7 protein-coding genes are annotated in these 11,142 nt (G+C 68.9%); 2 read left to right on the forward strand and 5 right to left on the reverse strand.

The features are described 5' to 3' along the window. Nucleotides 1–27: 27 nt before the first annotated feature. Nucleotides 28–2,460, reverse strand: coding sequence for a TonB-dependent receptor (locus tag QE360_RS11115; protein WP_309701549.1), 2,433 nt, complete (start codon nt 2,458–2,460; stop codon nt 28–30). A gap of 174 nt (nt 2,461–2,634) precedes the next feature. On the opposite strand from QE360_RS11115, the gene QE360_RS11120 reads away from it, so the two are divergent. Next, nucleotides 2,635–4,305, forward strand: a complete 1,671-nt coding sequence (locus QE360_RS11120) for an alkaline phosphatase D family protein (RefSeq protein ID WP_309701551.1) — start codon at nt 2,635–2,637, stop codon at nt 4,303–4,305. A 25-nt stretch (nt 4,306–4,330) separates the two neighbouring features. Here the strand turns inward: QE360_RS11120 and QE360_RS11125 are convergent, their stop codons facing one another. Next, nucleotides 4,331–5,080, reverse strand: coding sequence for an AcvB/VirJ family lysyl-phosphatidylglycerol hydrolase (locus QE360_RS11125; protein ID WP_309701554.1), 750 nt, complete (start codon nt 5,078–5,080; stop codon nt 4,331–4,333). Between the two features lie 190 nt (nt 5,081–5,270). Here QE360_RS11125 and QE360_RS11130 point away from each other — a divergent pair, with 190 nt between their 5' ends. Continuing rightward, nucleotides 5,271–8,573, forward strand: a complete 3,303-nt coding sequence (locus QE360_RS11130) for a glycosyltransferase (RefSeq protein WP_309701555.1) — start codon at nt 5,271–5,273, stop codon at nt 8,571–8,573. Between the two features lie 107 nt (nt 8,574–8,680). Here the strand turns inward: QE360_RS11130 and QE360_RS11135 are convergent, their stop codons facing one another. The 3 genes from QE360_RS11135 to QE360_RS11145 form a co-directional block, all read right to left on the reverse strand. Beyond that, nucleotides 8,681–9,943 (reverse strand): HAMP domain-containing sensor histidine kinase, encoded by a 1,263-nt coding sequence (locus tag QE360_RS11135; protein ID WP_309701558.1) that lies wholly within the window; start codon nt 9,941–9,943, stop codon nt 8,681–8,683. A gap of 89 nt (nt 9,944–10,032) precedes the next feature. Beyond that, nucleotides 10,033–10,722, reverse strand: coding sequence for a response regulator transcription factor (locus tag QE360_RS11140; protein WP_309701559.1), 690 nt, complete (start codon nt 10,720–10,722; stop codon nt 10,033–10,035). Beyond that, on the reverse strand, nt 10,691–11,119 hold the full coding sequence (locus QE360_RS11145) for a hypothetical protein (protein ID WP_309701566.1): 429 nt from the start codon (nt 11,117–11,119) through the stop codon (nt 10,691–10,693). The genes QE360_RS11140 and QE360_RS11145 overlap by 32 nt, the downstream gene beginning before the upstream one ends. Nucleotides 11,120–11,142: the final 23 nt, after the last annotated feature.

Below are 11,142 nucleotides of genomic sequence, written 5' to 3' on the forward strand. Positions count from 1 at the left end.
ACCGGAAACGGACGCGTCTGTTCGCCGTCAGAAGCGCGCGCCCGCCTCCAGGCCATAAAAGCGCGGCTCGCCCGCGATATAGGTGGGCGCGTCGAACATGCCGCCGGTATTCCCGGCATCGATCAGATAGCGCTTGTCGGTCAGGTTGCGCGCGAAGCCCCCGACATGGAACCGGCCCCGGTCGCCGAATTCCAGCCCGGCGCGCAGATTGACCAGCGTATAGCCCCCCTGCGAAATCGCCGCGCTGTTGGGCAGCTCGAAGAACACCTTGGAGCGATAGGTCGCGCTGGGCGTCGCATAGAAGGTCGCCGACGCGCCGACGGGAATGCGCAGGCTCGCCCCGCCCGAGGCGGTCATATCGGGCTGGAGCCGGAAGCGGTTGCCCGCGAACACGCCATTGGCCGGATCGTCGGCTATGCCGCCATCGATATAGGCGAAGGTCGCGAACAGGTTCAGCCAGCGATGGACCGCCAGATGGCCCTCCAGCTCGACCCCGATATTGTTCGCCGAGCCCGCGCTGCGCGTGACGGTCAGCCCGTTTTCGAAGACGGAGACCTGAAAGCCCTTGTAACGCTGGTAGAAGACCGAGGCGGCGCCGGAGAAGGGGCCGACCCGGCCCTTGATGCCGCCCTCGTAATTCCAGACGCTTTCCTCGGGCACGATCTGCAACCGGGGCACCGCGCCCGAATTGGCGACGCTGAGCGGCACGACGCGCTGCGCATCGAGCTGGACCACCGGCGAGCGGCGACCCTTGCTGATCGTCGCATAGAGGTTCACCCCGCCGCCCAGCCGATAGAGCGCGTTGAAGCGCGGCAGGATCGCGGCATAGCTGCGCTGCGCGGTGAAGACCTGTCCCTTGGTGTTGGCCGCGCCGAGCAGGCTGGTGAAGATGCCCGCGCCCGCCAGCAACCGGCTGTCGGGCATGACCGAGCTATAGGCCGAACGCCGATCCTCGATCAGCACGCGCGCACCCGCGGTCAGCTCCAGCGCCGGGGTGGGCATCCAGCTGGCGTCGCCGAACACCGAATAGCTGTTGTTGCGCCCGTCATTGGCGAAGCTGGCGCTATAGGGCAGCACGGTCGCGGCCCCGCGCGACAGGATCGCGGTGGCGCGCGTCGCCGGGATGGTGCCGTTGGCCGCGACGCAGGCGGTGCCGGTCGGCAGTCCGGCGGCGTTCAGCATCTGGCGGATGGGGGCGAAGTCGCGCGCGACCGAACAGGCCAGATAGGTGCCTTCCTCGGTCGAGAAGGGCACCCGCTGCTGCCCGTTTTCGAAGAAGGCGTTCCAGCCGAACGAGGCGCGCGCCTTGGCTCCCTCGAAGGCGAAGCGGCCCTCATGGCTCCACTGGTCGCCGCGTGCATCCTCGCCGAACTCCAGATACCAGGCGGGGCCGCCATCCGCGTCGAAGATTTCGAGCGCGTCGAACCGGCGATAGCCGTTGACCGTGGTGAAGGTGATGCCCGGCGCGACATCGACCGCGACGGTCAGGTTGGCGTCATAGACGTTGCGCGTCAGCCCCAGCTTGCGCGCGCCCAGCACTTCCGCGGAGAAGGGCGAACCCGACAGCTCGGCATAGCCATAATCCCCCGTTTGTCCGCCGGTGGGGGCGAAGACCCGGCTCTTGAACGCGGTGCCGGGATTGCGCTGTCCGTCATAGGTCAGGATCAGGTCGGCGGTCAGCGAGCTGTTGGGCGTCCAGCGCAGCGATCCGCGCAGGCCGCGCTGATCCTGTCCGTTCAGGTTGTCCTGGTCGACGCGGCCCTGATTCTGGTTGGGGATTTTCGGGTCCCCGGCGATGTTACGGACATAGCCGTCGCGATATTTATAGGCGAAGGCGATGCGCCCCGCGAGCACGTCGTTGCCCGCATTCAGGAAGCCCGACACCTGGGTTCGGTCGAAATTGCCATAGGAGGCGACGATCCCGCTTTCGGTCCCCGCATGGGGGCGCGCCGAGATGATGCTGATCGCGCCGACCGCGGCGGCGGTGCCGAACAGCGTCGCCTGCGGTCCCTTGGCGACCTCGATCCGTTCGATATCGTACAGGTCCTGATAGGCGCCCTGCTTCCGGCTGGTGTCGATGCCGTTGTAATAGACGGTGACGCGCGCGCCCTGCTGAGCCGAGCCGGAGTCCGACGTGATGCCCCGGATCACGAAGCCGGGGCTGTTCGCGCTCTGCTCCTGGATCTGGAGGCCGGGGATATATTGCGCGACCTCGGACAGCGAATTGACGCCCAGATCGGCCATGCGCGCGCCGGTGACGGCGGTGACGGTCAGCGGCACGTCCGCGATCCGCTGCTCGCGCTTCTGCGCGGTGACGATGACGTCGGCCTTGTCGCCCGCATCGCGTGGATCGCCTTGCGGCTGGATCATCGCCTGCGCCCCCGCCGGTGCGATGAGGGCCGTCTGCGACAGGCCGAGCAGGATTGTGGCCACCGTCAGGCGGCCTGTGGTCGAATGCATTTTTCCCCCCGAAGGACTTTGTTTCGGGCTTCGTAGTTAGCAGGGATTACCAGTCGGTGTCCGGCTTGTTTCAAATCCGTGACGGCGTTCCACATGTGTCGCCAAACCGTCATCCGCACGCCATCCCCCTGTCGTGGGCGGGGATTAGCCGTGCCGTCCGAAAGGACTGACACGATGACGATCATGAACCGACGCCGCGCGATGGCGCTGATGGGAAGCGGGGCCGCGCTGGCCATGCCTGCCGGAATGGCGCAGGCCGCGACCGGCGCGGTGCGTTTCGACCACGGCGTCGCGAGCGGCGATCCGGCCCCCGACGGCGCGATCCTGTGGACCCGCGCCACCCCGGCGGAGGGCGATGCGGCGCGGGACGTGGCGCTGACCTGGCATGTCGCGCCGATCGGCGGCCATGATGCGGTGGGCCTGCGCACGGGCCGCGTCTCGGCCCGCGCCGCGCGCGACCACACCGCCAAGGTCGAGGTGACCGGCCTCCAGCCCGGCCGCGACTATCGCTACTGGTTCGAGGCGGCGGGCCTGCGCTCGCCCGAGGGGCGTTTCCGCACCCTGCCGCGCGGGGCCGTCGAGGATGTCGTGCTGGCGGTGGTGTCGTGCCAGCTTTATCCCGGCGGTTTCTTCAACGCCTATGACGCGATCGCGAAGACCGAGCGGCTCGACGCGGTGCTGCACCTGGGCGACTATATCTATGAATATGGCGCGGACGGCTATGGCACGGATCGCGGGCTCAAACTCAACCGCCTGCCCGAACCCGCGCACGAGATCGTGACGCTCGCCGATTACCGCCAGCGTCATGCCCAGGTGAAGCGCGACCCCGACATGCAGGCCGCGCATGCCCGCGCCGCCTTCATCTGCGTGTGGGACGATCACGAGGTCGCGAATGACGACTGGATCGGCGGCGCGGAGAACCACCAGCCCGCGACCGAAGGCGACTGGGGCAAGCGCAAGGCGGCGGCGATGCAGGCTTATTTCGAATGGATGCCGATCCGCGATCCCCGGCCCGGCAAGCCCTGGGAGGCGATCAACCGCAGCTTCGACTTCGGCGATCTGGCGACGCTGGTGATGGTCGAGACGCGGCTGCTCGCCCGGTCGAAGCAGGTCCATGCCAAGGGTGCCGCGCCCGAGCCGGACGAATATGCTGCCATGATGGCCGAGCGGGCCCGGCCCGACCGCGAGCTGCTGGGTGCGAGCCAGCTGGCCTGGATCGAACGGACGCTGACCCGCTCGGTCAGGGCGGGCACGCCGTGGCAGGTGATCGGCAACCAGGTGGTGATGGCGCGGATCGACGGCCCCGATCTGGAGAAGCAGATGGGCCCGGCGGGCTATGCCAGGCTGACCGAACGCCTGTCCGAAACCGAGCATCGCAATCTGGCCAAGGCGCAGGCCGGGTATCGCGCGGGCCTGCCGCTCAACTTCGACAGCTGGGACGGGTATCCGGCGGCGCGCGAGCGGCTCTATGCCGCCTTTCGCCGCGCGGGCAGTCGGCCGGTCGTCCTGTCGGGCGACAGCCATGCGGCCTGGGCGAACGACCTGTACGATGCGAACGGCACGCTGGTCGCGGCCGAATTCGCGGGCACCTCGATCACCAGCCCGTCCTGGGGCGACATGATGCCCGGCATCGGTCGCGAGATCGCGGCGGCCAATCCGAAGGTCGTCCGCTTCTGCGACCAGAAGGACAAGGGCTGGCTGCATCTGACGCTGACCCGCGACAGCGCGACGGCGCGCTACATGACCGTGTCGACCGTCATGGCCAAGCCCTATGCGCCGGGCTGTGCGGCGATCTGGCGGACGCGGACCGGCGCCGCCGTGCCGATCGAGCCGCTGCCGGTCTGAGCGGCGGCGCGCCCCTCCTCCGTCGTTACCGCCGGGCGGCGGGGGAGGGGCCGCCGTGTACCGCCGCCAGCACGGTGGCGACCAGCTTTGCGTCATCATGGTCCAGATAATGGTCGCCGGGCAGGCCGATCACCCTGGCCGGACCGCCCTTCAGCAAGGGGCACAGGCTGTCCTTTTCCTTCAGCCCGTAGATGCAGGTGAGCGGGGCCCAGTCGATCGTGCGGGCGGTGGTGATGGCATAGCTGTCTGGCTTGCCCATATAGGCGATCCCGGTCGGGTCGGAGCGGAAGAAGGCGGTCTGCCCCGGCACCACCAGCACGATCGCCGCCACCCGCGCGCGCAGATCGGGGGGCAGGTGCGCCAGCCCGGTCTGGAGCATATCCGCGCCATAGGATTGCCCCACCAGCACCAGTCGCCGGTCGCCCGCCTCCGCCACGGCGCGGCGGACCGCGTCGGCGATGATCGCATCGACCTGTTCGCGCGTCCGGTGAATCCGGAACAGCACCGGTGAGTTGATGCCGATGACCTCGATCCCCGCTGCGCTCAGGCCGCGCGCCACCACGCCCCCCATGCCATAGCGCAGCCCCATGTCGCCCGAGAGGGACAGGACCAGGATCGGCTGTGCCCGCCCTTGCGCCGGAAAGCGCGTGACCGGGTCACGTGCAAAATAATTGCCTGAATAGAGCAGGATGGCGATGCCGCCGACGAGCAATGCCGCAACCCCGGCAAGGATACGCCCGCGATGGCGGCCAAGACGTGAAAGTAGAACGGACATAACCTTTCCTAAAGGGTCGGGCAGCTACTTGCCATGCATCGATGTGTCGGGGCGCGGCCGTCACATGAAAAATCTGTAATATCGCGATCACCCGCTCTATGCGCGACGTCTGCCATCGGCGGGGGGATGGAAACATGCGGGCGGCATAGGGGCACCCGCATCATATGGTAACGAACCGGGGACCGACGCAGTGACCAAGCCGATCTTCTTTGACCCGACGGGCCGTCGGGGCGCGTGGGCGCGGCGTGCGGTGGCCGTCCTGATCCTGTCGGTGATCGTCGCCGCGATCGCCTTTGCCACCACGCTGGTCGCGGTGCCCAATTCGGGCGTGCTGCCACTGCCCTTCGCGCGGCGCCAGGCGATGACGCTGGAGCCGACCGCGCAGCTGAAGGGGCGGCGCGGCGCATGGTTGCCGCGCCGGTCGGTGGCGCAGGGGCATAGCCCGCTGACCATCGCCTTCTACACGCCCGGCAATGACTCGGCGCTGGCGTCGCTCCATGCGCATATGGGGCAGATCGACTGGCTGGTGCCCAGCCTGATGAACGTCGCGGGCGCCAAGGGCGAACTGACGATCAGCAACGATCCCAAGCTTGCCACCCTGTTGTCCCGCGCCGCCCGGCCGCCCCGGCTGTTGCCGATGGTCCAGAACCTGACCGCCGACGAATGGGACGGCACGACGATCGCGCGGATCATCGCCAGCCCGGCGGCGTCCGAAAAGCTGGCGACCCGGCTCGGCCAGTCGGTGACGGCCAATCGCCAGTCGGGCCTGGTCATCGACTTCGAGAACCTGCCCGCCAGCGCCATGGCGGGCTATCCCCGGCTGCTCCAGCGGATCAAGGCGCATCTGCCCAAGGGCGCGGTGCTGGCCGTCACCGTCCCCGCCGAGGACGAGGCGTGGCAGTTGCAGCGGCTGGCGCGCGTCGTCGACCGCATCATCCTGATGGCCTATGACCAGCATTGGCAGACCGGCACCCCCGGCCCGATCGCCGCGCAGCCCTGGTTCCTGCAATCCTCCGAAAAGGCGCTGCGCGAGGTCGGCCGCGACAAGCTGATCGTTGCGCTCGGCAGCTATGCCTATGACTGGCCCGCCAAGGGCCCGGCGGAATCCAAGTCGATCGAGGAAGCCTGGCTGATAGCACATGACAGCCAGGCGAAGGTCAGCTTCGACCCGGCCAGCGGCAATGCCGGTTTCGCCTATGACGAGAATGGCGAGCATCACACCGTCTGGATGCTCGACGCCGCGACCAGCTGGAACCAGCTCCAGGCGCTGAAGCGTCTCGGCATCGACGACATCGCCTTCTGGCAGCTGGGGTCGGAAGATCCCGGTCTGTGGGCGGATTTCGCCGCGTTCCGCAGCACCGCGCGCGGGGTCATCCCGCGGCTGGGCGCGGTCGCCTCGCCGCTGAACGTCGATGTCGAGGGGACGGGCGAGATCCTGCGCATCACCGCGCAGCCGACCGAGGGGCAGCGCGACCTGCGCTATGACAAGGATGGGGTGATCCGCAACGAGGTCTATCGCACCTATCCGACCCCCTATGTCGTCCAGCGCGCCGGTGCGCTGCCCAAGACGGTCGCGCTGACCTTCGATGACGGCCCCGATGCCGAATGGACGCCCAAGATCCTGGACGTGCTGGAGCGCGAGCATGTTCCCGCCACCTTCTTCGTCATCGGCGAGAATGCGTTGCAGCATCCCCAGCTGCTCCGCCGCATCGTCGCAGGCGGCAGCGAGCTGGGCAATCACAGCTATACCCATCCCAACATGGCGACGACGGGCGCGCGCACGATCAAGCTGGAGCTGAATGCGACCAAGCGGCTGATCCAGGCCTATACCGGCCGCTCGACCACGCTGTTCCGCGCACCCTATTTCGGCGACGCCGAGCCGACGACGGCCGACGAGATCGACCCGGCGCTGGTCGCGCAGAATCTGGGCTATACGGTCGTCGGGCTGCACGTCGACCCCAATGACTGGCAGCGTCCGGGCACCGACCAGATCGTCCAGCAGACGATCGACCAGGTGCACGGCGCGACGGCCGACAATTCGGCCAATGTCATCCTGCTGCACGATGGCGGCGGCGACCGCGAGCAGACGGTCGAGGCATTGCCGCGCATCATCGATACGCTGCGCGCACAGGGCTATCGCTTCGTGGCCGCCTCGCAGCTGGTCGGGGTCAGCCGCGACCAGGCGATGCCGGTGGTCGATGGCAAGGACCTGCTGGCGGTGCGCACCGACGTCGCGATCTTCGTGGTGCTGGCCTTCCTGTCCGCATCGCTCGCCTGGCTGTTCTATCTGGCGATCGCGCTGGGCATCGCACGCGCGGTGGTGATGGCGGGGCTCGCCTGGTTCCAGGGGCGCAAGTCCAAGCCGGTGCCGCCGGAATACACCCCCAGCGTCTCGGTCATCATCCCGGCCTTCAACGAGGAGCGGGTGATCGCCCAGTCGGTGACCCGCGTGCTGGCCAGCGACTATCCCGGATTGCAGGTGATCGTGGTCGATGACGGGTCGAAGGACGGGACCAGCGCGGTGGTGGGCGCGGCGTTCGCCGATGAGCCGCGCGTCCGGCTGCTGACCCTGCCCAATGGCGGCAAGGCGGCGGCGCTCAACCGTGCGCTTCAGGACGCGGCGGGCGAGGTGGTGATCGCGCTCGACGCTGATACCCAGTTCGAGCCGGACACCATCGCCAAGCTCGCCCGCTGGTTCGCCGACCCGAAGCTGGGCGCGGTGGCGGGCGATGCGCGGGTCGGCAACCGGGTGAACCTCGTCACCCGCTGGCAGGCGGTCGAATATATCACCGCGCAGAATCTGGAACGCCGCGCGCTGGCCGGGTTCGATGCGATGACGGTGGTGCCCGGCGCGGTGGGGGCGTGGCGGCGTGCCGCGCTCGATGCGGTGGGCGGCTATCCCGAGAATACGCTGGCCGAGGATCAGGACCTGACCATCGCGATCCAGCGGGCGGGCTGGCGCGTCACCTATGATCCGCGCGCCGTCGCCTGGACCGAGGCGCCCGAGAGCTTCAAGGCGCTGGCCAAGCAGCGCTATCGCTGGGCGTTCGGCACGCTGCAATGCCTGTGGAAGCATCGCCGCGTGATCCGCACCGGCCGGCCCGCCGGGCTCGCGCGGGTGGGTCTGCCCCAGGCCTGGCTGTTCCAGATCATCTTCGCCGCGATCTCGCCGCTGATCGACCTGGCGCTGATCCTGTCGATCGTCGGCACGGCGGTGCGGGTGGCGCAGCATGGCTGGGCGCAGACCAGCACCGACGTGTTCCAGATGGCGGCCTATTGGACGGCGTTCACCGCGATCGACGTGCTGTGCGGATGGCTGGCCTATCGGCTGGACGGCAACCGGGTGCGCTACCCCGCGCATCTGCTGGTCGCGCAGCGGCTGGTCTATCGCCAGATCATGTACTGGGTCGTGCTCCGCGCGATCAGCTCGGCGATCGGCGGGTGGATCGTCGGCTGGGGCAAGCTGGAGCGGACGGGGAATGTCGGGGCGTAAAGCCCCTGACGACCACCGTTCGTGCTGAGCGAAGTCGAAGCACAGGCCACGCCGTTTGCCGTCGAGCGTGGCCTTCGACTTCGCTCAGGCTGAACGGAGGTGGTCGTTCAGGCGGAACGGGCGTCGGGCGCGAGCGTCATCCGGACCCGCAACCCCGGCGCATGATCCTCCAGCGCCAGCGTCCCGCCATGCAGATGCGCCACCGCGCTGGCGAGTGACAGGCCCAGCCCCGCGCCGCTCTCGCTGCGCGCCGCGTCCAGCCGACCGAAGCGCTTCAGCGCCTCGTCACGCCGCTCGGGCGGGATGCCGGGGCCGTCATCGGCGACGATCAGGACCGGGCCGGACTCGACCCGCACCGTCACCGCGCCTGACCCGTATTTCAGCGCATTGTCGACCAGATTGGCCAGCGCCTGGCCCAGCAGCTCGCGGTGGACCAGCGCCACCAGCCGGTCGGGCGCCTCGGCCTGGATCGTCATGCCGCGATCCTCGGCCAGCGGCTCGAACATATCGGCGACGTCGCGCGCCATGGCGGCGAGATCGGCCTCGACAAAGGCGTCGCGGCCCAGCCCCGCCTCGGCCCGGCTGATGCGCAGCGCGGTGTCGAGCATCGCGAGCAGCCGGTCGCCTTCCTCCAGCGCGCGCCCGACCGACACCCTGGCGCTTTCGTCCTGGGTCTCGGCCAGCGCGCGTTCCAGCGTGGCACGCAACCGGGTCAGCGGCGAGCGCAGGTCGTGCGCCAGTCCGTCGGTCGCGATCTTGAGTTCGGTCATCAGCAGCGCGATCCGGTCGAGCATCGCATTGACCGCCCCCGCCAGCGCGTCGAAGGCGTCGTCGCCGCCCTTGGTGACGACCCGCCGCGACAGCTCGCCCGCCGCCACCGCATGCGCGGTCGCCACCGTATCCTCCAGCCGCCGCTCGATCATCCGCGCCGCGATCCAGGCGGCGAGCGCGGCCAGCACGATCGCCGCCGCCATGCCGACCGCCATCGCCTCCTCCATCGCGCGGGCGACGCGCAGCTCGCTTTCGACGACATGCCCCGCCAGCATCCGCGATCCATCGGGCAGGCGGGTGGCGAGCACGCGCATCCGTTCGGGCTGCGAATGGCCGATGCGGAAGATCTCGATCGTCGCGGCGCCGGGGGTGGGGACGTTGGGCGGCCATTCGGCGATATTGCCGGTGACGAAGCGGCCGCGCGCATCGGTCAGCAGGATGACCGACAGGGGAACCCGGTCGGTGGTCAGCCGCCGCGCGACCGCCGCGCGCACCGCCGCCTGTCCGCCGCTGCGCCACATGCCCGCCAGTTCGTCGCTCAGGTCGCTGGCGGCGTCCTCGGCCTGGTCGGCGATCTCGCCGCGGGTCAGGTGGCGCACGGTCGCCACCATCGCGCCCGCGCCGACCAGCTGGAGCGCAAAGACCAGCAGCGCGAAGCGCAGCGTGGTCGAACGGAAGACGCCCGAGGCTATTTCTCGACCCCCAGCTTATAGCCAGACCCGCGCACCGTATGCAGTAGCGGCCGGGCAAAGCCCTCGTCGATCTTCTTGCGCAACCGGCTGATGTGCACGTCGGTGACGTTGGTGTTGGGATCGAAATGGAAATCCCACACCCCCTCCAGCAACATGGTGCGGGTCACGACCTGGTCGACATGCTGGAGCAGATATTCGAGCAGCCGATATTCGCGCGGCTGAAGCTCGATCGGCTTGCCCGCGCGCCGGACGCGGTGGGCGAGCAGGTCCATCTCCAGGTCGTCGCACACCAGCTTGGTCTGCGGCGCGTTGCCGGTGGTGCCGCCGCGCCGGATCAGCAGCCGGATGCGCGCCAGCAGTTCGGCGAAGACGAAGGGCTTGGTCAGATAATCGTCCGAGCCCGAGGTCAGCCCGGCGACCCGGTCCTCGGGCGAGGACATGGCGGACAGGATCAGGACCGGCGACTCGATCCCGGCGGCGCGGATCGCGGCCAGCACCGCCATACCGTCCATGCCGGGCAGCATCCGGTCCAGCACGACGCAGTCATAGGTGCCGTCGGTCGCATGGAACAGGCCGTCGCGGCCATTGGCCGCATGGTCGACCAGGTATCCCTCTTCACGCAACCCGTTGGCGATGTAATCCGCCGTCGAGCGATCATCTTCGATCAACAAAATCCTGTTGGCCACGCAGTCCTCCCGATCCGGTCCTTAGCAGCGTGATCGTGTGGAGGCCATGGTCGCGCATGATACGCAGCCGGAGCGGGGATTCGGGATTGCGAAGCGCCTCGTCGCGCAGCAGCGAGAAGGAGGTGGCGGGGCGACCGTCGACCGCCACCACCGTATCGCCGACGTGCAGCGGCAGATTGTCGATCGTGCCGGGGTCGCCGTCCAGGTCGCTGCGCAGGCTGGTGACGACCAGGCCCGGTCGGTCGTCGCCCATCGGGACGAAGGTCGCGCCATAAAGCGTCGTGCCCGTCCGCATGCCCGCGCGAAGCGGCAAGTGCCCGACGAGCAGCGCCATCGCGCCAGCGCCCAGCAGCGCGACGGCCGCCGCGCCCCAGCCGACGATCCGCAACCCCTTCACGACGCCCGTCCGGCCGGGACGCG

It is taken from the genome of Sphingomonas sp. SORGH_AS_0789, from assembly GCF_031453055.1.
GTDB lineage: Bacteria > Pseudomonadota > Alphaproteobacteria > Sphingomonadales > Sphingomonadaceae > Sphingomonas.

Excerpts from the sequence above, each read along its gene's own strand:
- QE360_RS11120 (WP_309701551.1), top strand. The coding sequence starts at position 2,635 with ATGACGATCATGAACCGACGCCGCGCGATGGCGCTGATGGGAAGCGGG.
- QE360_RS11115 (WP_309701549.1), bottom strand. The coding sequence starts at position 2,460 with ATGCATTCGACCACAGGCCGCCTGACGGTGGCCACAATCCTGCTCGGC.
- QE360_RS11125 (WP_309701554.1), bottom strand. The coding sequence starts at position 5,080 with ATGTCCGTTCTACTTTCACGTCTTGGCCGCCATCGCGGGCGTATCCTT.